The organism is Micromonospora sp. NPDC049679, assembly GCF_040659735.1.
Taxonomy (GTDB): Bacteria; Actinomycetota; Actinomycetes; order Mycobacteriales; family Micromonosporaceae; genus Micromonospora_I.
Window position 1 is genome coordinate 39,163 of record NZ_JBFANZ010000020.1, and the last position, 21,872, is coordinate 61,034.

Annotated in this window: 18 protein-coding genes; 13 read left to right on the plus strand and 5 right to left on the minus strand. The window is 71.7% G+C overall.

The window, feature by feature from the left end:
* Window positions 1–9: 9 nt before the first annotated feature.
* Window positions 10–1,188, minus strand: a complete 1,179-nt coding sequence (locus AB0J06_RS15350) for a methyltransferase domain-containing protein (RefSeq protein ID WP_357428775.1) — start codon at window positions 1,186–1,188, stop codon at window positions 10–12.
* A 259-nt stretch (window positions 1,189–1,447) separates the two neighbouring features.
* Between AB0J06_RS15350 and groES the strand changes: the two genes are divergently transcribed.
* From groES to AB0J06_RS15365, 3 genes are all read left to right on the plus strand, one after another.
* Window positions 1,448–1,762 carry a co-chaperone GroES gene (gene groES, locus AB0J06_RS15355; protein WP_357428777.1) on the plus strand — a complete coding sequence of 105 codons (315 nt, stop codon included), beginning with the start codon at window positions 1,448–1,450 and terminating at the stop codon, window positions 1,760–1,762.
* Window positions 1,763–1,880: 118 nt separating this feature from the next.
* Window positions 1,881–3,527 (plus strand): chaperonin GroEL, encoded by a 1,647-nt coding sequence (gene groL / locus AB0J06_RS15360; RefSeq protein WP_357428779.1) that lies wholly within the window; start codon window positions 1,881–1,883, stop codon window positions 3,525–3,527.
* 133 nt (window positions 3,528–3,660) lie between these two features.
* Window positions 3,661–5,298 carry a molybdopterin-dependent oxidoreductase gene (locus tag AB0J06_RS15365; RefSeq protein ID WP_357428781.1) on the plus strand — a complete coding sequence of 546 codons (1,638 nt, stop codon included), beginning with the start codon at window positions 3,661–3,663 and terminating at the stop codon, window positions 5,296–5,298.
* Window positions 5,299–5,383: 85 nt separating this feature from the next.
* Here the strand turns inward: AB0J06_RS15365 and AB0J06_RS15370 are convergent, their stop codons facing one another.
* Window positions 5,384–5,779, minus strand: coding sequence for a WhiB family transcriptional regulator (locus AB0J06_RS15370; RefSeq protein WP_357428783.1), 396 nt, complete (start codon window positions 5,777–5,779; stop codon window positions 5,384–5,386).
* Window positions 5,780–6,039: 260 nt separating this feature from the next.
* Here AB0J06_RS15370 and AB0J06_RS15375 point away from each other — a divergent pair, with 260 nt between their 5' ends.
* Complete coding sequence (locus tag AB0J06_RS15375; protein WP_357428882.1) at window positions 6,040–6,978, plus strand: helix-turn-helix transcriptional regulator; 939 nt, start codon at window positions 6,040–6,042, stop codon at window positions 6,976–6,978.
* Between the two features lie 25 nt (window positions 6,979–7,003).
* Here AB0J06_RS15375 and AB0J06_RS15380 read toward each other — a convergent pair whose 3' ends face one another.
* Window positions 7,004–7,405 (minus strand): DUF5319 domain-containing protein, encoded by a 402-nt coding sequence (locus AB0J06_RS15380; protein ID WP_357428785.1) that lies wholly within the window; start codon window positions 7,403–7,405, stop codon window positions 7,004–7,006.
* A gap of 285 nt (window positions 7,406–7,690) precedes the next feature.
* Between AB0J06_RS15380 and guaB the strand changes: the two genes are divergently transcribed.
* The 4 genes from guaB to AB0J06_RS15400 all read left to right on the plus strand — a co-directional run bounded on the left by guaB (window position 7,691) and on the right by AB0J06_RS15400 (window position 13,454).
* Window positions 7,691–9,259: an IMP dehydrogenase gene (gene guaB / locus AB0J06_RS15385; protein ID WP_357428786.1), complete on the plus strand. Its 1,569-nt coding sequence runs from the start codon at window positions 7,691–7,693 to the stop codon at window positions 9,257–9,259.
* 68 nt (window positions 9,260–9,327) lie between these two features.
* Window positions 9,328–10,446: a GuaB3 family IMP dehydrogenase-related protein gene (locus AB0J06_RS15390; protein ID WP_357428788.1), complete on the plus strand. Its 1,119-nt coding sequence runs from the start codon at window positions 9,328–9,330 to the stop codon at window positions 10,444–10,446.
* Between the two features lie 57 nt (window positions 10,447–10,503).
* On the plus strand, window positions 10,504–11,904 hold the full coding sequence (locus AB0J06_RS15395) for a M1 family metallopeptidase (RefSeq protein ID WP_357428790.1): 1,401 nt from the start codon (window positions 10,504–10,506) through the stop codon (window positions 11,902–11,904).
* Between the two features lie 83 nt (window positions 11,905–11,987).
* Window positions 11,988–13,454, plus strand: coding sequence for a M1 family metallopeptidase (locus tag AB0J06_RS15400; protein ID WP_357428792.1), 1,467 nt, complete (start codon window positions 11,988–11,990; stop codon window positions 13,452–13,454).
* A 42-nt stretch (window positions 13,455–13,496) separates the two neighbouring features.
* On the opposite strand, the gene AB0J06_RS15405 is transcribed toward AB0J06_RS15400, so the two are convergent.
* Window positions 13,497–14,630, minus strand: a complete 1,134-nt coding sequence (locus AB0J06_RS15405) for an LCP family protein (protein WP_357428794.1) — start codon at window positions 14,628–14,630, stop codon at window positions 13,497–13,499.
* A gap of 150 nt (window positions 14,631–14,780) precedes the next feature.
* Here AB0J06_RS15405 and AB0J06_RS15410 point away from each other — a divergent pair, with 150 nt between their 5' ends.
* The gene (locus AB0J06_RS15410; protein WP_357428796.1) at window positions 14,781–16,493 is read left to right on the plus strand and encodes a GMC family oxidoreductase; all 1,713 of its coding nucleotides are present in this window, start codon (window positions 14,781–14,783) and stop codon (window positions 16,491–16,493) included.
* A gap of 62 nt (window positions 16,494–16,555) precedes the next feature.
* On the plus strand, window positions 16,556–18,109 hold the full coding sequence (guaA, locus tag AB0J06_RS15415; RefSeq protein WP_357428798.1) for a glutamine-hydrolyzing GMP synthase: 1,554 nt from the start codon (window positions 16,556–16,558) through the stop codon (window positions 18,107–18,109).
* 10 nt (window positions 18,110–18,119) lie between these two features.
* Here guaA and AB0J06_RS15420 read toward each other — a convergent pair whose 3' ends face one another.
* The gene (locus AB0J06_RS15420) at window positions 18,120–18,455 is read right to left on the minus strand and encodes a PspC domain-containing protein (protein ID WP_357428800.1); all 336 of its coding nucleotides are present in this window, start codon (window positions 18,453–18,455) and stop codon (window positions 18,120–18,122) included.
* Window positions 18,456–18,622: 167 nt separating this feature from the next.
* On the opposite strand from AB0J06_RS15420, the gene AB0J06_RS15425 reads away from it, so the two are divergent.
* The 3 genes from AB0J06_RS15425 to AB0J06_RS15435 all read left to right on the plus strand — a co-directional run bounded on the left by AB0J06_RS15425 (window position 18,623) and on the right by AB0J06_RS15435 (window position 21,797).
* Complete coding sequence (locus AB0J06_RS15425; RefSeq protein ID WP_357428802.1) at window positions 18,623–19,570, plus strand: NUDIX domain-containing protein; 948 nt, start codon at window positions 18,623–18,625, stop codon at window positions 19,568–19,570.
* Between the two features lie 74 nt (window positions 19,571–19,644).
* Window positions 19,645–20,565 carry an NUDIX domain-containing protein gene (locus tag AB0J06_RS15430; protein WP_357428804.1) on the plus strand — a complete coding sequence of 307 codons (921 nt, stop codon included), beginning with the start codon at window positions 19,645–19,647 and terminating at the stop codon, window positions 20,563–20,565.
* Window positions 20,566–20,867: 302 nt separating this feature from the next.
* Window positions 20,868–21,797 (plus strand): CDP-alcohol phosphatidyltransferase family protein, encoded by a 930-nt coding sequence (locus AB0J06_RS15435; protein ID WP_357428806.1) that lies wholly within the window; start codon window positions 20,868–20,870, stop codon window positions 21,795–21,797.
* Window positions 21,798–21,872 lie beyond the last annotated feature (75 nt).

Consider the following 21,872-nt stretch of genomic DNA (forward strand, 5'->3'; position numbering starts at 1 on the left):
AAACAGACCCTACCGGCAGAGCAGCACCGTCGGCGCTCCGGCGACGCGGGTCAGCACGACGGTGGCGGAGCCGGTGCCGGCCAGCCGCAGGTCCCGGCGCAACTGTTCCGGATCGAGCGCCGACCCCCGTTTCAGGATCTCGGCCCGGCCGACGCCCCGCTCCCGCAGCAGCGCCCGCAGCCGTTTGAGCGAGAACGGCAGCACGTCGGTGATCTCCAGGCACCGGGCGTACGTCGTCGCCACCGCGGTGTCGGCGTAGACGTACGCGATGGTCGGGTCGGCGAGGGTGCCGTCGACGGTCGCGGCGAATTCGGCGACCAGGTGGGCACGGACCACGGCGCCGTCCGGGTCGTACAGGTAGCGGCGGACCGCGCCGACGGGTGCGGCCGCGTCGCCGGTCCCGGCGAGGTCCGAGGTGGTCCCGGCGGCGGCGAGCAGTGTCGCCCGCCGGGGCGTGCCGGCGAGCGGGCCGCACCAGATGGCGGCCTCGACGACCTCACGGGCGACGCTGACCCATTCGGCTTCGGCGCCGGGCGGGATGAGCGCGTGGTCGATGCCGGGCGCCACCTTCAGCACGGTGCGGGGGACCCGTTCGGCGAGCGCCATCACGAAGTCCCACGGCGGTGAGTAGGCGGCGGGGTCGAAGACCCGCCGGCCGGTGCCGGACTTGCGGCGCGCCGGGTCGCAGAAGACCGCGTCGAAGCCGGTCACGTCGACGGTCGTGGCGTCGGCGCGCTCGACGGTGAACAGGTCGGCGACTCCGGCCGCCTCCGCGTTGGCGGTGGCGATCGCGGCGGTGACGGGATCCGCTTCCACGCCGTGCACCCGGATGCCGGCGCGGGCCGCGGCGATCGCGTCGGCGCCGAGGCCGCAACCGAGGTCGGCGAGGGTGCGTACGCCGGCGGCCCGCAGCCGGGTGGCCCGTCGCTCGGCCACCGCGCTCCGGGTCGCCTGTTCCAGTCCGGCGCGGGTGAAGAACATGTGCGCGGCCAGCGGACCGAACTTGCCCACCGCCCGGCGGCGCAACTCGGCCTGGGTGAGGGCGGCGGCGGCGAGGTCGGCGGGGACGCCGCGCGCCCGCAGCGCGCCGGCCGCGGAGAGCGGGTCACGGCCGGCGAGGTCGGCCGCCGCCGCGAGTGCGCTCACCCCGGCGGGGGTACGCAGTGCGGCGAGCCGGTCGAGATCCATCGCGTCATTGTCGTACGTCGGAACCGGGCGATCGCGATCCGGCGCCACCGAGTTGGCACTCTCCTTGACGGAGTGCTAGCGACAGGCATAATCTTTCGTTAGCACTCTCAACCTGAGGGTGCCAGCTCCCCGACACGCTCGAGGGGCGAAACGCCAGGCGGACCGGCTCCCGCGACGACGGACCCGCCCGGTGGCATGAGGCAGATTGATGCCGGCCGGACCAGTCTGGCCGGCAACGACACCAGATACCCCGGAGGGTATGCCCGTGACTACCGCGACCAAGGTTGCGATCAAGCCGCTCGAGGACCGGATCCTGGTCCAGGCGAACGAGGCTGAGACCACCACGGCGTCGGGCATCGTGATCCCCGACACCGCCAAGGAGAAGCCGCAGGAGGGCACTGTCCTCGCTGTCGGCCCGGGCCGGATCGACGACAAGGGCAACCGGATCCCGGTTGACGTCAATGTCGGCGACTCGGTTCTCTACTCGAAGTACGGCGGCACCGAGGTTAAGTACGCCGGCGAGGAGTACCTGGTGCTCTCCGCCCGCGACGTCCTCGCGGTCATCGAGAAGTGACCTACTGACAAGTGCTGAGCGCCCCGGCACCCCACGCGGGGTTCCGGGGCCTCATCCGTTCTCCGGCCGTCGGCGCAGCCGACGGCCGGGCAATGGCTAGTGCGTTGAAGGGACTTTTATGGCGAAGATCCTGAGCTTCTCGGACGACGCCCGACACCTGCTCGAGCACGGTGTCAACGCTCTCGCTGACACGGTCAAGGTCACCCTCGGCCCGCGCGGGCGCAACGTCGTGCTGGACAAGAAGTTCGGTGTTCCGACGATCACCAACGATGGCGTGACCATCGCCAAGGAGATCGAGCTCACCAACCCGTACGAAAACCTCGGTGCGCAGCTGGTCAAGGAGGTGGCGACGAAGACCAACGACGTCGCCGGCGACGGGACCACGACCGCGACCGTGCTGGCCCAGGCCATGGTGCGCGAGGGTCTGCGCAACGTGACCGCCGGGGCCAACCCGACCAGCCTCAAGCGGGGCATCGAGGCCGCGGTCGAGAAGGTGTCCGCCGCGCTGCTCGACAAGGCTGTCGACGTGGCCAGCAGGGACTCGGTCGCGCACGTCGCGACCATCTCGGCGCAGGACGCCACGATCGGTGACCTCATCGCCGAGGCGATGGAGCGGGTCGGCCGCGACGGTGTCATCACCGTCGAGGAGGGGTCCGCCCTCGCGACCGAGCTGGAGGTGACCGAGGGCCTGCAGTTCGACAAGGGCTTCATCTCGCCGCAGTTCGTGACGGACACCGAGGCCCAGGAAGCGGTCCTCGACGACCCGTACATCCTGATCACCACGCAGAAGATCTCGACGATCGAGGAGCTCCTCCCGCTGCTGGAGAAGGTCCTGCAGACCGGCAAGCCACTGCTCATCGTGGCCGAGGACGTCGAGGGCCAGGCGCTCTCCACGCTCGTGGTCAACTCGATCCGCAAGACCGTCAAGGTCTGCGCGGTCAAGGCGCCCGGGTTCGGCGACCGCCGCAAGGCGATGCTGCAGGACATGGCCGTCCTCACCGGCGGCGAGCTTGTCGCGCCCGAGTTGGGCTACAAGCTCGACGCGGTCGGCCTGGAGGTGCTCGGCAGCGCCCGTCGCGTCGTCGTCGACAAGGAGACGACCACGGTCATCGACGGTCGTGGCCGGGACACCGAGGTCACCGACCGGGTCTCGCAGCTCCGCAAGGAGATCGAGGCCTCGGACTCCGACTGGGACCGGGAGAAGCTGGCCGAGCGGCTGGCGAAGCTCTCGGGCGGCATCGCGGTCATCAAGGCCGGTGCGGCGACCGAGGTCGAGCTGAAGGAGCGCAAGCACCGCATCGAGGACGCGATCGCCGCGACCAAGGCCGCGGTCGAGGAGGGCACTGTGCCCGGCGGCGGCGCCGCCCTGGTGCAGATCGCCTCCGTGCTCGACGGTGACCTCGGGCTGACCGGCGACGAGAAGGTCGGCGTGTCGATCGTCCGCAAGGCGCTCGACGAGCCGCTGCGCTGGATCGCCCAGAACGCGGGCCACGACGGCTACGTGGTCGTGCAGAAGGTGCGCGACAGCAAGTGGGGCTCCGGCCTCAACGCGGCCAGCGGCGAATACGTCGACCTGGTCGGGGCCGGCATCATCGACCCGGTCAAGGTGACCCGCAACGCGGTCATCAACGCCGCGTCGATCGCCGCTCTGCTGCTCACCACCGAGAGCCTGATCGTGGAGAAGCCGGAGAAGGCGGAGCCGGCCGCGGCCGGTGGCCACGGCCACTCGCACGGTCACGGCCACCAGCACGGCCCCGGCTTCTGACCGGGTAGCGCCACGCACGCAAGATCCGCGTGATCAACAACTCCGGCGGAGTTGCCTGATCACGCGGATCTTTCCTATTACGGATCGCTGACGTGACTACCGCCGTGACCGCTGCCGCGCCGAAACTTGTCGCGTGACGAGGACGAGGTTCGGCGCGTTGGCCGGTGTCGCCGCCGCGGCGGTCGCCGTTGGGCTGGCCGAGGTGGTCGCGGTCCTGACCGGGGCGCGCTCCGCGCCGCTCGTCGCGGTCGGTGCGGTGGTGGTCGACACCGTGCCCGGACCGCCCAAACAGTTCGCCATCGACGTCTTCGGCGTATACGACAAGATCGCGCTGCTGATCGGCACCGGGCTGCTGATCGCCATCTTCGCCGCGCTCATCGGCGTGCTGGCGCTCCGCTCGCTCGCCGCCGGGTCGGCCGGGGTGGCGCTCTTCGGTGCGATCGGCGCCGCGGCCGCCCTGACCCGTCCCGGTGCCGGTGTCGGCGCCGCGCTGCCCTCGCTGGTCGGCGCCGCCGCCGCTGCCGGGGTGCTGTGGCTGCTGACGGCCGGCCCCCTGCGCGCCCCGCCGACCCGGGACACCGCCGCACCCGAACCGGCCGCACGCCACTCGGCCGCACCCGACTCCGCGACCCCGGTCGGCGTGCTCACGGAAGAGCGGGCCGGAGAGGCCGACGACACGCGCGACGCAGCCCCTGATCGCGGGGAGCCGGGGCGGCGGCGGTTTCTCCGCGCGGTCGGCGTCGCCCTGGGCGCCGCCGCGCTCACCGGTCTCGGCGGCCGATGGCTCGCCACCCGCCGCTCCGTCGCCGCCGCCCGATCCGCGGTCACCCTGCCCGTCCCCGCCGACCCGGCGCCACCCCTGCCGGCCGGAGCCGACCTCGCCCTGCCGCGGCTCGCCCCGTACACCACGCCGAACGCCGGCTTCTACCGCATCGACACGGCGCTGGTGGTGCCCCAGGTCGATCCGGCCACCTGGCAGTTGCGCATCCATGGGCGGGTCCGTCATCCGCTCACGATCAGCTACGCCGACCTTCTCGCCCGGCCGATGACCGAGCGGCACATCACGCTCGCCTGCGTCTCGAACGAGGTCGGCGGGGACCTGATCGGAAACGCGCGGTGGCTCGGCGTACGCCTCAAGGACCTGCTCGACGAGGCGCAACCGTTCGACGGCGCGGACCAGGTTGTCGGGCGTTCCGCCGACGGTTGGACCTGTGGCACCCCGACCGCCGCGCTGCGCGACGGCCGCGACGCGCTGCTCGTGGTCGGCATGAACGGCGAGCCGCTGCCGATCGAGCACGGCTTCCCGGTCCGGATGGTCGTCCCCGGCCTGTACGGCTACGTCTCGGCCTGCAAATGGCTGGTCGAGCTCGAGCTGAGCAGCTTCGCCGACTTCGACGCCTACTGGGTTCCGCGCGGCTGGTCGGCGCAGGGGCCGATCAGGACGCAGTCCCGGATCGACACGCCCCGCGCCGGCGGCCGGCTCACCGCCGGCCGGGTGACGGTTGCCGGCGTGGCCTGGGCGCAGCGCCGGGGGATCGAGCGGGTGCAGATACGCGTGGACGGCGGGCCGTGGCACGACGCGACGCTCGCCGCGACCGTCTCCGTCGACACCTGGGTGCAGTGGTCCTGGCGGTGGCCGGCGACCCCCGGCGAGCACACGCTGCAGGTGCGCGCCACCGATGGCACGGGGGACGCCCAGCCCGAGGAGCTGCGCGCGGTGACGCCGGACGGCGCGACCGGCTGGCACTCGGTGCGGGTGACGGTGCGGTGAAGGCCGGACGGGCCGCGGGGGACCGCCGAGGCGACACAGCGCCGCGGGGCCTCCTGGCAGAGGCCGCGTCGACGCTGTTGTCCGGTCAGTAGGTGCCGGCGGGGACCGGTCGCTGGGCGGGCACGGTCGACTTGTGGGGGCGCCCCAGGCGGGCCTCGAGCCGGGCGATGTCGACCCGCGTCATGCGACGGTCGGCGAGGTCCTCCCAGCCGACCGCGAGCAGTCGCAGACGCTCGGACTCGCTGAATCCGCCCCATACGCCGTACGGCTCGCGCACCGACAGCGCGTGCGCGGCGCACTCGGCGCGGACCGGGCACGTGCCGCAGACCGCCTTGGCCTGGGTCTCGCGACGGTTGCGGGAGGAACCACGCTCACCGTCGGGGTGGAAGAACTGGGCGCTGTCCCGGCCGCGACAGGAACCGAGCCGCTGCCACTCCCATAAGTCGACGATGGGTCCGGGCAGTCTGCGTACGTTCGACATCAGCACCCTCCTTCCGCGCGGCGCCGCGACGGTCAGTCCTCGGCGGTCGGACCGGAGCGGCGGGCCGCGCGGGCGCACCATGTCCGACCAGACACACCCGTACCCTGCGCATCACCTACTCACACGTTCCTGATCAAACCGTTACTGTCAACGAACCTGACGCGGTGCCGAGGTGTTCGGAACTTTCCTCTTCTTTCGTAGGAAAGCGCGTAATGATCAGACCCTTCCGTGGTCTTCTCCTTGAGGAGAGGGGGATGACTGTGCGTACCGTCCTCGTGTGCGTTCGGACTACATTCGCCGCGCAGAATGTCGCGTCCGCCGCGACGCGGCTCGGGATGGCCGCCGCCATCCGCACCGCCGTTTCCGAGCCGGAGGTCATGCTGCGGCTCTCCGAGCGGCCGGCGGAGATCGTGCTCGCCGACACCGCGCTGACCCGCCCGGACAGTGTCGGGTTTACCCGCCGGGTGCTCGCGAAGGCTCCCGGCGCGACGATCGTGCTGTTCGGTGGGGAGGACCCGCGGGTCGCCGCCGCCGCGATCGCGGCGGGCGCCCGCGGTCTGATCCACGGGGCGGACCAGGACCTCGTCAGTGTGGTGGCGAAGACCCTGCTGCTGCTCTCCACGCCGGGACGGGCCGCGTCCGGGCTCGGCGCGGCCGCCGGTTCGGGGCAGGCGGCCGCGGTCGGGCGCAATCTCTCCGCTGGTACGCCGGGCTCCCGCCCGGGCGGGGCGTCGCGGGTGCCCGGTGCCGCGATACCGGCGGGCAGCATGGCCGGAGCCACCCTGCCCGGTCAGCCGGGTGGCCCCGCCGTCGTTCCGGTGCAGCGCGGCGAGGATTTCGCCGGTTATCCGCCGGGCGTCGCTCGGCCGTCCGGCGAGGGCGATCACCGGTTCCCGAGCGGGCTGGACCGGCGCGCCAACGCGGTGCGGGACGGACGCTTCGGTGGGCCCGGACAGCGGTCGGGTGAGTCGCCGGCGGGTTACCCGGGGAGCCCGGTACGGCGGGTCACGCTCACCGAGCGCGAGCTGCAGGTGCTGCGTGGCATGGCGGAAGGCAAGAGCAACGCCGAGATCGGGCGTGACCTCTTCGTCTCCGAGGACACGGTGAAGACCCACGCCCGGCGGCTGTTCCGCAAGCTGGGCGCGCGGGACCGGGCGCACGCGGTCGCGGCGGGCTTCCGGGCGGGGCTGGTCGCCTGAGCGCGGGGCGCCGGCGGGCCGGAGCTCAGACCTCGGCCTCGTCGGTGCCCTCGGTCAGCGTGTCGTGCACGCCGTCGGCGTAGCCGCGGGCGTATTCCCACGTGACGTAGTGCTCCGGGTCCGGATCGAAGGCGGGCTCGTGCACCCGGGGCCGCCCGGAGTTGAGCAGGTGGCGCAGATTGCCGCGGAGCAGGTCCCAGTCGAAGTAGTGGGGCTCGTGGCAGTCTTCGCACTCGATGACCAGACCGCGGACGCCGATGGGGGTGAGCAGGGCCTGGTAGATCTCGAGGTCGGCCAGGTCCTCGAGCACGTCCTGCCGCTCGACCTCGGTCAGCGGGTCGAGCTGAGCGTCCCCGGCGAGGTCGTCCAGACCCGCGGACGGGTCGGCGGGGTCGCCGTTGAAGGGGTCGATCGGCTCGTCGTGCACCCCTCCACCGTAGTCGCACCACCGGCTGTCGCGCGCACCCGCCATCGCGCCGCGGCGCAGGCCCGGACGGGTGACCGCGCCGGCGCGCCCCGTCGGGGGCGCGGGTCGGAGCCCGTGCGCCGGTGCGGGCGGCTCGTCCGACCCGGTTGTGACGCCCGTCGACGCGCGTGGGCGGCGGCCCCTGGTCCCTGGGTACGATGGGTCATCGCGCCGCACGCTGGGCGAGCCGGTCACGCGCCGGGCGTGCCAGGCGAATCCCGTCCGACCAGTTCAGGGGAACAAGTCGTGGATAACTCGCCCGCCAACGATCTTCCGATGGGTTCGGTCGACACCGACCCGCGCCCCGATCGACCGGCCCCGGAGCACGTGCCCGGGTCAGCGCGGTTGGTCCCCCTCGGGCTGACCTTCGACGACGTGCTGCTGCAGCCGGCCGAGTCCGACATCGTGCCGAGCCGGGTCAACACGATCACCCGGATGACCCGCAACGTGAACGTGTCCATCCCACTGCTGTCCAGCGCGATGGACACGGTGACCGAGGCCCGGATGGCGATCGCGATGGCGCGCCAGGGCGGCATCGGCGTGCTGCACCGCAACCTGTCGATGGAGGACCAGGCGCTCCAGGCCGACCTGGTCAAGCGCTCGGAAGCGGGCATGATCACCAACCCGGTGACGGCGAGCCCGGACGACCGGCTGCGCGACGTGGACGAACTGTGCGCGCGCTACCGCATCTCCGGCGTGCCCGTCGTCGACCGGGACGGCGCCCTGGTCGGCATCGTCACCAACCGCGACATGCGCTTCGAGTCGGACAAGAACCGCAGGGTCCGCGAGGTCATGACCCAGATGCCGCTCGTGACCGCTCCGGTCGGGGTCTCCAAGGATCATGCGCTGGCGCTGTTGCGCGAGCACAAGGTGGAGAAGCTCCCGCTGGTCGATGAGACGGGGCGGCTGCGTGGGCTGATCACGGTCAAGGACTTCACCAAGAGCGAGCAGTTCCCCGACGCCACCAAGGACGACGCCGGCCGGCTCCGGGTGGCCGCCGCGGTCGGCGTGGGGGAGGAGTCGTACAAGCGGGCCCGGCTGCTGGTGGACGCCGGGGTGGACGTGCTGGTCGTGGACAGCGCGCACGGCCACAGCCGTAACGTGCTGGAGATGGTGCGCCGGCTCAAGAAGGACACCGCGATCGACATCGTCGGCGGCAACGTCGCCACGTACGCCGGGGCGAAGGCGCTCGTCGACGCCGGCGCCGACGCGGTCAAGGTGGGGGTCGGTCCGGGCGCGATCTGCACCACCCGCGTGGTCGCCGGGGTCGGCGTCCCGCAGGTCACCGCGATCATGGAGGCCGCCCGCGCCTGCACGCCGGCGGGGGTGCCGGTGATCGGTGACGGCGGAATCCAGTATTCGGGCGACATCGCGAAGGCGCTGGTGGCCGGCGCCAGTACGGTCATGCTCGGCAGCCTGCTCGCCGGCTGCGCCGAGAGCCCGGGCGAGCTGCTCTTCATCAACGGCAAGCAGTTCAAGTCGTACCGGGGGATGGGTTCGCTGGGCGCGATGCAGTCGCGCGGCGAGGCCCGCTCCTACTCCAAGGACCGCTACTTCCAGGACGACGTGCTGAGCGAGGACAAGCTCGTGCCGGAGGGTGTCGAGGGCCAGGTGCCCTACCGGGGGCCGCTCTCCGTCGTCGCCCACCAACTGGTCGGCGGGTTGCGCGCGGCGATGGGGTACGTCGGCGCGGAGAGCATCCCGGAGCTGCACCGACGCGGCCAGCTCATTCGGATCACGGCGGCGGGGCTCAAGGAGAGCCACCCGCACGACATCCAGATGACGGTGGAAGCGCCCAACTACCACAGCCGCTGACCGTTCACCGGCGCGGTCGACCCACCGTTCCCGCCCACGGGGCGGGCCTGTCTACTTTGGAGTGACCCATGCGTGACGTGGTGGAGATCGGGCTGGGTAAGACCGCGCAACGCGGCTACCACCTCGATGACATCGCCATCGTGCCGAGCCGCCGCACCCGCGACGTCGACGACGTGTCGACCGCGTGGCAGCTCGACGCCTACCCGTTCAAGATTCCCTGCGTGGCGCACCCCTCCGACGCGACGATGAGCCCCGCCTCCGCGGTGGCGCTGGGACAGCACGGCGGGCTCGGGGTGCTCAACGTCGAAGGGCTCTGGACGCGCTACGAGGACCCGGCCAAGGTGCTGGAGGAGCTCGCGAGCCTCGGCGAGGACCCGCGCGCCACGCAGCGGCTCCAGGAGGCCTACTCCGAGCCGATCCGCCCCGAGCTGATCGCTGAACGGGTCCGCCACATGCGTGACGGCGGGGTGACCGTCGCGGTGCGGGTCTCGCCGCAGCACACGCTCGCGCTCGCCCCGGTGATCCTCGACGCCGGCGTCGACATCCTGGTCATCCAGGGCACGCTCGTCTCCGCCGAGCACGTCTCGACCACCGACGAGCCGCTCAACCTCAAGGAGTTCATCGCCGACCTCGACCTTCCGGTCGTGGTCGGTGGGTGCACGGACTACAAGACGGCGCTGCACCTGATGCGTACGGGCGCGGCCGGCGTGATCGTCGGCATCGGCGCGGACGAGTGGTCCACGACGGACACCGTCCTCGGCATCCGGGTGCCGATGGCGACCGCGATCGCCGACGCGGCGGCGGCCCGTCGCGACTACCTCGACGAGACCGGCGGGCGTTACGTGCACCTGATCGCCGACGGGGATCTGCAGACGTCGGGCGACATCGCCAAGGCGCTCGGATGCGGCGCCGACGCGGTGATGCTCGGCGAGCCGCTGTCGTTCTGCGACGAAGCGCCGGCCTCCGGGGCGTGGTGGCACTCCGCCGCCAGCCACCCCAACCTCCCGCGCGGCGCGTACGGCGTCGCGGGCGACTCGCTCGGTTCGATGGAGAAGCTGCTGTACGGCCCGGCGGACGACCCGGATGGGCAGCTCAACCTCTTCGGCGGCCTGCGCCGGGCGATGGCCAAGTGCGGCTACCGCGACCTGAAGGAGTTCCAGAAGGTGGGGCTCGTCCTGGACCGCTAGGTCCGGGAGTGGTTGGCGCGGTGACCGTGGGCCCGATGGTTGTGGGGAGAGGTGGGGATGGTGCGCTCGACGCGGGTGGCCGTGGCGTGCGCGCTGGTCGTGGTCCTCGCGGCGTCCGGTTGCACCGGTGACCGGTCGGAGCCGAGGCGGGATTTCCGTCCCGGCTCCAACGGTGTCGGTGACCCGTACTTCCCGACCTACGGCAACGGCGGCTACGACGTGGCCAGCTACGCCCTGAAGCTCACGTACGACCCGGCCGACGACCGCGTGACCGGCAACGCGACGATCACCGCGACGGCGACCAGTGACCTGTCCCGGTTCAACCTGGACCTGGTCGGGCTGACCGTCTCCACCGTCACCGTCGACGGGAAGCGCGCGGGCAACTCCCGCGACGGCGCCGAGTTGGTGATCACCCCGGACGCCGGGTTGCCGAAGGGGCGGCGCTTCACCGTCGAGATCGGTTACGCGGGTGTCCCGGAGCAGATCACCAGTTCCGATCTGGGCAAGAACGGCTTCTTCGACACCCGTGACGGCGCGATCGCCCTCGGCCAGCCGGAATCCGCGAGCACGTGGTTCCCGGTCAACGACCATCCGCTCGACAAGGCCAGCTACGAGATCGAGGTCACCGTGCCCGACGGGCTCAGCGCGCTGAGCAACGGCGTGCCCGGCGGGACCACGAAGGCCGGTGGCTGGACGACGTGGAAGTGGTCGACGCGAACGCCGATGGCGAGTTACCTGGCGACCGTGGTGATCGGCAATTACCGGGTGAAGAGCGGGACGCACGACGGGAAGCCGCTGGTCACGGCCGTCGCCGCCACGTTGCCAGTCGGCGCCGCCGACGCGGCGATGGCCCGCACGGGCGAGATCGCGGATTTTCTCGCCACCCAGTTCGGGCCCTACCCCTTCGAGGCGTACGGCGGCATCGTGGTCGACAACGACCGGATCCGCTACGCGCTGGAGACCCAGACACGTCCCGTCTACGGCAACGTCTTCTTCGGCTCCGGCCCGAGCACCTGGGTGGTGGCCCACGAGTTGGCGCACCAGTGGTTCGGCGACAGCGTGTCGATCCATCACTGGAGCGACATCTGGCTCAACGAGGGCTTCGCGACGTACGCGGAGTGGTTGTGGGAGGAGCACGACGGCGGTAAGCCGGTGCGGGCCAACGTCGAGTCCGAGTACGCCAGGACCGACTGGTCGAAGCCGACGGCCGATCCCGGCAGGTCGGCCATTTTCAGTCCGGCGGTCTACAAGCGTGGCGGACTGACGGTCCACGCGCTGCGCCGCACCGTCGGCGACGATGCCTTCTTCCGGATCCTGCGGACCTGGACCGCCGAGAAGCGCGACGGCAACGCCACGACGGCCGAGTTCATCACCGTCGCCGAGCGCGTCTCCGGCAGGTCCCTGCGGTCGTTCTTCGACGAGTGGCTCTCCGGGAACACCGCGCCACCCCTCCCGTGACCGGACCGTGAATGCTCCTTTGTAGAGTCTCCCTCCTGGGTCGGCATGACCATGTCGCGCTCGTGTTTCGCGGGGGGATTCGAATGGGCACTGGACGAGGTATGCCCCGGGCCGCGGTCGGCCTCGTGGCGGTCGCCGTGATGGGGTTGGCGGGCTGTGGGTCCGGTGAGCGCGCCGGCTCGGCGTCCCCGTCGGCGGCGGGCGTCTCACCGACGCCGAGCTACAACTTCGAGCCGGGCGCGGACGGTGTCGGGGATCCGTACTTCCCCACGTACGGCAACAGCGGGTACGACGTCGAGCAGTACACCGTGAAGGTCAGGTACGACCCGAAGAGCGACCAACTCGCCGGGACGGCGACCGTGCAGGCGACCGCCACGTCGGACCTCTCCCGGTTCAACCTTGACCTGGCCGGCCTCACCGTGCGCTCCGTGACGATCGAGGGGGCGGCCGCCAGGCACGCCCGTGAGCGCAACGAACTCGTCGTCACGCCCGCGAAGGGGCTGCCGAAGGGCGCCCGGTTCACGGCGGAGATCGCCTACGACGGCAAGCCGTCGCCGCTGACCAACAAGGACCTCGGCGACGGGGGCTTCCTGCACACCCCGGACGGCGCGATCGCGCTCGGCCAGCCGGAGTCGGCGAGCACCTGGTTCCCGGTGAATGACCACCCGTCGGACAAGGCGACGTACAGCTTCGAGATCACCGTTCCGGACGGGTTGGCCGCGATCAGCAACGGCGTCCCGGAGGGGAGCACGAAGGCCGGCGGCTGGACCACCTGGAAGTGGGCCGAGCGGACGCCGATGGCGAGCTACCTCAGCACCGTGGTGATCGGCAAGTACCGGGTGAAGACCGGCCAGCACAAGGGGCGGCCGGTGCTCACCGCGGTGGCCGACAGCCTGCCGAAGGGCGCCGTCGACGCGGCCATGGCGAGCACCGTGACGGTCGCCGACTACCTCGAGACGGTCTTCGGGCCTTACCCCGTCGAGGCGTACGGCGGTGTGGTGATCAACGATGACCGGATCCGCTACGCCCTGGAGACGCAGGGACGTCCGGTCTACTCCGGCGGTTTCTTCGCGGGTGGCCGGCAGAACAACGTGGTGGCGCACGAGATCGCGCACCAGTGGTTCGGCAACAGCGTGGCGCTGGAGCGGTGGCAGGACATCTGGCTCAACGAGGGTTTCGCCACGTACGCGGAGTGGCTGTGGGCGGAACATGCCGGCGGCCCGAAGGTCCAGGCGGCGTTCACCACGGAGTACGGCCGGAGCGCGGCCACGGTGTGGAAGATCCCGCCCGGCAAGCCGGGGCCGGCCGAGTTGTTCAGCGCGTCGGTCTACAAGCGGGGCGGGATGACGGTGCACGCGCTGCGCGTGGCGGTGGGCGACGAGGCGTTCTTCCGGATCCTGAAGACGTGGGTGGCGGAGCAGCGGAACGGCAATGCCACGACCGCCGAGTTCGTGACGCTGGCGGAGCGGATCTCGGGCAAGCAACTCGACGCGTTGTTCGACGCGTGGCTCTACGGCACGAAGAAGCCGCCGCTGCCCAAGCGGAGCTGAGAGTCACGTCGAGGCGGTCACTCTCAGCGCCGCGCGGCCGGGTCAGCCCTTGACGACCAGCTTCGGGTTGGCTTTCAGGAACGCTTCCGCCCGGCCCGCCCGCAGTTCGGCGATGAACTTCCGTCCGACCTGCTCAAGCTGCTCGCCGGCGTAGCCGCCGCCGCTCTCGACGCCGAGCCCGGGGAGGCCGACCAGGGTCAGGGCCTCGGGGCGGAGGTTGCTCAGGGCGAAGGCGAAGTCGATCGGCCGGCGTCCCTGCCCGTCGAAGACCAGCGTCTTGCTGACCGCCCGCAGCACCCGGTCGATGCCGGCCGGATCGCTGGCGAGCTTCCGGTCGAGCACCTTGCGCAGCATCGCCTTGAGTAGTTGCTGCTGGTGCCGTTGCCGCGTGTAGTCGCCGCCGGAGATGTAGCGCTGCCGGGCGTAGTCCAGCGCCTGCCACCCGTTGAAGTGCCGCTGGCCCTTCTCGTAGACCATCTGTGGACCCGAGTAGCCGTTCGTGCCGCCGGGCGTGCGCATCCGTCCGTCGGGTCGCAGGTGGATGGAGGCGACCCGCTGGTCGACGTAGAGGTCGACGCCGCCGATCGCGTTGATGAGGTCCCGGTACCCGCGGAAGTTGAGCACCGCGCCGGCGTCGAAGCGGGCGATCCCGGTGTACTTGCTGACGGTCTTCGCGAGCAGCTGGAAGCCCTGGGCGACGTCGGGCCTGGCACCGCCCGTGCGGCGGCTGCCGTAGCTCATGGCGTGGGTGAGTTTGGTGCGTCCGCCGCCGTACCCGGCCTTGGGGAATGACGGGATGTCGACGACGAGGTCGCGGGGGAGCGAGAAGAGATAGCCGCGGTCGAGCCCCTTCGTGACGTGCAGGATCAGCACGGCGTCGGCGTTCGGTTGCCACGTCGGCACGCTTTCCCGCGGATCGATTCCGACGAGCAGGATGTTGAGTGGCCCGGTGATGTCGGCGCCCGGCGGCGTGGTGGGACTGGGCGTGGGCGACGGAGTGGACGTGGGCGGGGACATCCCGCCGAGCAGATCGGCGCGGGGCACGTCGTACCGGGAGCGGAGTAGCTGGATGCCGAACACGGCCGCGCCCGCCAGCAGGACCGCGACCAGCGCGATCGCCGCGCCCCGCATCATGCGGCCGCGCCTGCTCGCCGGGTCCGCCCCCGTGTCGCCCATTCGTGTGCTCCTTCACGGGTTGCCGCTTGTCTCGCTGCTATGGAAACGCCCCGGTGACGGTACGGGTTGCGTGCCGATCAGGTGTGTTGACTCGGCGGAACGTGTGACTTGCCCGTAGCGCAAAAGCTACTCGTCGGTAATGATGACCCCATGCGGTACGACGTGGTCGTGGTTGGCTCGGGATTCGGCGGCAGCGTATCCGCCCTGCGTCTCGCGGAGAAGGGTTATTCCGTCGCGGTGCTCGAGGCGGGCCGGCGTTTCGCCGACGACGAGTTCCCGCAGACGTCCTGGCGCACCCGGCGCTTCCTGTGGGCGCCGAAGCTCGGCTGCTACGGGATCCAGCGGATCACCCTGCTCCGCTCGGCCGGCCGGAAGGCGGGCGGGGCCGGGGCGGGGGTGCTCGTGCTCTCCGGCGCCGGCGTCGGCGGCGGCTCCCTCGTCTACGCCAACACGCTCTACGAGCCGCTCTCCGCGTTCTACGACGATCCGCAGTGGCGCGACATCACCGACTGGCGGTCGGAGTTGGCGCCCTACTACGACCAGGCCAAGCGGATGCTCGGGGTGACCACCTATCCGGTGCACACCGCGGCCGACCGGGCGATGCGCGCGGTGGCCCAGCGGATGGGCGTGGCGGAGACCTTCCACCCCACGCCGGTCGGCGTCCACATCGGACGTCCCGGTGAGGTCACCGCGGACCCCTACTTCGGCGGCGTCGGCCCCGACCGGACCGGCTGCCTGCACTGCGGCGCCTGCATGACCGGTTGCCGGCACGGAGCCAAGAACACGCTGGTGAAGAACTACCTCTGGCTCGCCGAGCGGCTCGGCGCGGCGGTGCACCCGATGACCACGGTGACGGCCGTCCGTCCGGCCGCGTCCGGCGCGGGCTACGAGATCGAGACCGTACGCACCGGCGCGTGGCTGGCGAAGCGACGGCAGGTGATCGAGGCCGACCAGGTCATCTTCGCGGCCGGGGCGCTCGGCACCCAGCGGCTGCTGCACGAGATGAAGACGTCCGGCCGGTTGCCGGAGCTCTCGCCCCGGGTCGGGGCGTTGACCCGCACCAACTCCGAGGCGATCCTCGGCGCCGCGGTGCTGCGGCCCGAGGCGCGACGGCGTGGCGTGGACTTCACCGAGGGGGTGGCGATCACCAGTTCGTTCCACCCCGACGCGCAGACCCATGTCGAGCCGGTGCGTTACGGCCGCGGCTCCAACGTGATGGGTCTGCTCCAGTCGGCGCTGGTCGACGGCGGTCCACGTCGGGTGCGGCGCTGGCTCGGCATCATGGGTCGGGCGCCCCTGACCTACCTGCGACTGCTGTCGGTGCGCGACTGGTCGCAGCGGACCGTCATCGCCCTGGTCATGCAGTCGGCGGACAACTCGCTGACCACCCACTTCCGGCGCAGTTGGCTCGGACGGCGTCGCCTCGCCACCACGCAGGGACACGGCGCGCCCAACCCGACGTGGGTCCCGGCGGGCAACGAGGCCGTACGGCTCCTCGCCGAGGAGATCGGTGGCATCCCGGGCGGGGCCATGACGGAGCCGTTCAACATCCCGATGACCGCGCACATCCTCGGCGGGGCCGCGATCGGGGCGTCCCCCGACACCGGGGTCGTCGACGGCTACCACCGCGTCTTCGGTCACCCCGGGCTGCACGTGGTTGACGGGGCCGCCGTCTCGGCGAATCTCGGGGTCAACCCGTCGTTGACGATCACGGCCCAGGCGGAGCGGGCGATGTCGTTCTGGCCGAACCGCGGCGAGCAGGATCCGCGGCCCGCGCTGGGCGATCCGTACGTGCGGGTCGAGCCGGTGCCGCCGCGCCGGCCCGCGGTTCCCACCCATGCCCCGGCGGCGCTGCGCGTGTGAGGAGAAGCGGTTCCTTACGCCGCCGTCTCGGCGGGCGGTGACGGTCGGTAGGCTTGCTCGGCATGAGCACGCCGCGACCCGTCCTCGTCGTTGACTTCGGGGCCCAGTACGCCCAACTGATCGCCCGTCGTGTCCGTGAGGCGAAGGTCTACTCGGAGATCGTGCCGCACTCGATGTCGGCGGCCGAGATGCTGGCGAAGAATCCCGCCGCGATCATCCTCTCCGGCGGTCCGTCCAGCGTCTACGAGTCCGGCGCCCCGCAGCTCGACGCCAAGCTCTTCGATGACGACGTGCCGGTTTTCGGCATCTGCTACGGCTTCCAGGCGATGGCGCAGGCGCTCGGCGGCACGGTGGCCCGGACCGGTCGGCGGGAGTTCGGCGGCACGCCGCTCACCGCCCGCCCCGAGGCCGGCGTGCTGCTGCGCGAGCTCCCCGCCGAGCTGCCGGTCTGGATGAGCCACGGTGACTCCGTCACCGAGGCTCCGGCCGGCTTCACGGTGACGGCGGAGTCCGCCGGCGCGCCGGTGGCGGCGTTCGAGGATCTCGTCTCCCGTCGCGCCGGGGTGCAGTTCCACCCGGAGGTGGCGCACACCGCGCACGGTCAGGAGGTGCTGAAGCGCTTCCTCTACGACATCGCGGGGATCGAACCGACCTGGACCCCGGCCAACATCATCGACGAGCAGGTCGCGCGGATCCGTGAGCAGGTCGGGGACAAGGAGGTGATCTGCGGGCTCTCCGGTGGGGTCGACTCCGCGGTCGCCGCCGCCCTGGTCCACAAGGCCGTCGGTGATCAGCTCACCTGTGTCTTCGTCGATCACGGTCTGCTCCGCGCGGGCGAGCCGGAGCAGGTGGAGGAGGACTACGTCGCGGCGACCGGCATCAAGCTGAAGGTGGTCGACGCGCAGGAGCGCTTCCTGGGGGCGCTAAACGGCGTCATCGACCCGGAGCAGAAGCGCAAGATCATCGGGCGGGAGTTCATCCGGGTCTTCGAGGCCGCCGCCCGTGAGGTCGCGGCGACGGGTGACGTCGAGTTCCTGGTGCAGGGCACCCTCTATCCGGATGTGGTCGAGTCCGGTGGCGGCACCGGCACCGCCAACATCAAGTCGCACCACAACGTCGGCGGGCTTCCGGACGATCTCCAGTTCTCGCTGATCGAGCCGCTGCGCACGCTCTTCAAGGACGAGGTGCGCGCGCTCGGCCTCGCCCTGGGGCTCCCCGAGGCGATGATCTGGCGGCACCCGTTCCCCGGCCCCGGGCTCGCGATCCGGATCATCGGGGCGGTCGACCGGCCGCGCCTGGAGGTGCTGCGCGCCGCCGATCTGATCGCCCGCGAGGAGTTGACCGCCGCCGGGCTCGACCGCGACGTGTGGCAGTTCCCGGTGGTGCTCCTCGCCGACGTCCGCAGCGTCGGAGTCCAGGGCGACGGGCGCACCTACGGGCACCCCGTCGTGCTGCGCCCCGTCTCCAGCGAGGACGCCATGACGGCGGACTGGTCGCGCCTGCCGTACGACGTCATCGCGCGGATCTCCACGCGCATCACCAACGAGGTGCCCGAGGTCAACCGGGTCGTGCTCGACGTGACCAGCAAGCCCCCGGGCACCATCGAGTGGGAGTGACCCCCACCGGTCACGCGAGCGGCGGCTGGGGCGGGGTGTGGCCCTGCTCCGGCCCGGTGGGGACCCACCCGGGCGCACCGGGAGCCGCCGGCCACGCGGGCGCGGTGGGCGGCTCCTCGGGCATGAGGAACCACATGACCGGGTACGCCAGCAGCGCCAGACCGCCGGTCAGCACCGCGGCCACGGCGAAGATCACCCGGACCAGCGTGGGGTCGACGGCGAAGTAACGGCCGAGCCCACTGGCCACACCGGCGATCATCCGGTCGGTCGTGGGGCGGCGGAGCTGCTTGTACGGAGGCTGGTTGACGGCCGGCTGGCTGTGCGGGGAGAGCAGGTTTTCTGTCATGCCTCCACGGTCCGCGCCGCCGTGCCCGCCGACCTCGGGAACCGCCCGGATCCTTACCCTGAGTGCCCCCGGATCGGCAACACTCCGGCCCCGCCTTCCGCCGACGAGTGTCGCCAATCTGACAGTCTTCCGTGTGTTGTCTCCTCATACGGGCAGAATTCCGCCCTGTGACCCCCGCGCTGGAGCCGCTTCGCAGGATCGCGGCATACGCAGTTTGCGCCGATTCCGACGATCGGGTGCTCCTGGTCCGCGCGTCGCCACGCTCGGGCACCCCCGGCGTGTGGTCGCTGCCCGGCGGCGCCGTCGACCACGGTGAGGACCCCAACCACACCGTCGTACGGGAGACCGCCGCGGAGACCGGCCTGTCGGTGGCGGTGACCGGGCTGCGGGACGTGCTCGCCGACATGCGCGCTCTGCCGCACCGGGGGATCACGATCCACACCGACCGCCTCGTCTACGACGTCTCGGTCCGCGGTGGAACTCTCTGCGACCGCATCGGCCACCCCACCGACCTCGCCCGCTGGCACACCCTCGAGGAGGCCAAGGGCCTGCCGCTGCGCCCCTTCACCGCCGGCGCGCTGGGGCTGCCTCCCGGCCCGGTCGACCTGCGCCCCGACGAGCCCCCCGAGTTCCCGTCGTTCTACGCGGTGCCCGGACCGGACGGCCTGCACCGGGCGCAGCGGTTCGCCGCGTACGCGGTGGCGACCGATCCGGCCCGCCGCGTGCTGCTCACCCGGATCGCTCCCGGATATCCCGGGGCGGGCCGCTGGCATCTGCCCGGCGGCGGCACCGACTACGGCGAGCAGCCGGGTGCGGCGCTGATCCGGGAGCTGCTCGAGGAAACCGGCCAGCGCGGGCGGCTCACCGAGCTGCTCGGCGTCGCCAGCCACCGTGACGCGGCCTCCCTCGGCCCGGAGGGCTATCCGATCGACTGGCACGGGGTGCGGGCCTTCTATCGCGTCGTCGTGGAGACCCCCGCCCCGCCGACCGTCGGCGACGTGGGCGGTTCCACCTCGGAGGCACGCTGGTTCGCCCCGGACGAGCTGACCGCCCTCTCGCCGACCGATCTGACCGAGGTGACCGCCGAAGCCGTACGCGCTGCCCGTCTCGCGTGATCGGCGCTGCCGCCGTCGGTCATGCTGGGGGAGCGGCGTGCGGGACGTCGCGCGCGGACCGAGGAGGTGCCGGCTTGGAACGGCGGCGACGCATCGCGGCGTACGGGCTGTGCCGTGACGATGCCGGCCGGGTCCTGCTGGCCCGCGCGTCCGCGCAGGCCGACCTGCCCGGGCTGTGGCAGATCCCCGGCGGGGGCATCGAGCACGGCGAGCATCCCGCCCGCGCGGTGGTGCGGGAGTTCGCCGAGGAGACCGGGCTCGCGGTCGAGGTGGTCAGGGTGAGGGCCGTGCTCGCCGATGTCCTGGCGTTGCCGCGGCGGGCGATCCTGCAGCACACCGACCGGGTCATCTACGACGTGCGGGTCGTGCGCGAGGGGGTCGTCCGGCACGAAGCCGACGGAACGACCGACCTGGCCGAATGGATCGCGCCGGACCGGTTGGCGGAGCTGCCCATGATGGCCTTCACCGCCGAGTTGCTGGGGTTGCCGCCGAGGCCGGAGCCGGCCCGCGAGACGATCCCGGTCCTCCCGGGCGAGCACTCTGGGCAGGATCGGCCGGCGCGGGGGCAGCGCTTCGCGGCGTACGGGCTGACGACCGATCCGGACGGCCGGGTGCTGCTGACCCTGATCGCCGAGGGGTATCCGGGTGCGGGGCGCTGGCATCTGCCGGGCGGCGGAACTGATCACGGCGAGCAGCCGGCGACCGCGCTCCTGCGCGAGTTGGCGGAGGAGTCGGACCAGGTGGGCCGGATCACCGGGCTCCTGGACGTCTCCCACCACCGGAACCCGTCGGCGATGGGCCCAGAGGGCTATCCGATCGACTGGCACGCGGTCCGGGCCGTTTTCCGGGTCGTCGTGGAGGCGCCGACCGAGCCGCGGGTGACCGAGGTGGGGGGCGGCTCCACGGCCGACGCGCGCTGGTTCAGCGCGATCGAGCTTGCCGGGCTCCGGCTGACGGATGTCGCCGTGACGGCCCTTGCGCACCTGGGCCGGTGATCGCACGAAAGGCCGTTCTGGATGAGATCCGGTAAGATCGAGGGCTGGGCCAGTCGACCGGTCGGTTCCGCGCCCGAGATGGGAATACCTGCGCGGTTCGTGCTGTTTTACGGAGAAAGGTCCGCACGCAGCTATCGCCAACTCGTTCCATCTGTGCGATGGTGTAGGCCGCAAAATCGGGCGGTCGCCACGGCGGCGGATAAACCGATCCGGTGTTGGAGGGATACGTGCCGAGAGCCCCATGGCGTCGGCGTCGTACGACGGACAGCCCGCGCCCCGCAGGGCGCCGGTGGGCAGGACGGTTGCGCCGCAGTGGCACGTTCGCACGGCAGGTGCTGCTCGTCCGGGTCGCGCGTCGCCACGACGGACAGGCCCTCCCGGCCATGGTGGTCCGTCAGGGCCGCCGTGACGTCAACGGGATGGACCCGATGGTTCGATTCAGGGTCGACCCCATGACCGCCCGGGAGATCGAGTCCATCGCGCCGATGAGCCCCGCCTTCGGGCCGTCCGGCGCCGCTGCCGAGCCCGACTCCACGATCGTGGTCCCGCTGCTCCCCGGTGAGCGCACGATCGCCCGGCGTGCCAAGTTCGCGCTGGTCAACGCGTGCACCCTGGCCAGCCTCGGGCTCGGCCTCCTCGCCATCTTCCTGGCGATGCAGGGCGACGTCCGGGTCGCGGCCGGCTGCCTGATCGCCTGTGTCGTCTTCGACGGTCTCGACGGCGCGCTCGCGCGCAAGTTGGGCGTCTCCAGCCCGTTCGGCGCCCAGATGGACTCGTTGGCCGACATGTGCTCGTTCGGTCTCGCCGCGCCGGTCGTGGTCTACGCGTCGTTGGCCGGCACGGTTCCGGCCGCCGGTGCCGCGGTCGCCTGTGCCCTCGTGGCCGGGTGCGCGGCGATCCGGCTGGCCCGGTTCAACGTGTCGCCGAAGGACGGTCGCTTCTTCTGCGGCGTCCCGACCACCATGGCGGCCGCGGTGCTCGCCCTCGCGGTGCTCATCGGTCTGCCGGTGCCCGGGCCGGCGAAGCTCGCCGTGGTGGCGTTGCTCGCCTTCGCGATGGTCTCCAGCTTCCCGTACGCCAAGCTCGCCCGGCTGCTCAAGCTTCCGCCGTGGCTGTGGCTGCTGCCGCTGGTGGGTGCGCTGGTCGACATCCGGGTGACCTTCGCCCTGGTGGTGGTGGGCTATCTGGTCAGCGGTCCGCTGCTCTGGCTGCGCCAGCGCAGCACCGTCTAACCACAGACGATCGAAGGGGCGGCCTCCGTGCGGAGGCCGCCCCTTCGTGTATCTGCCTGGACCATCGCCGACCGA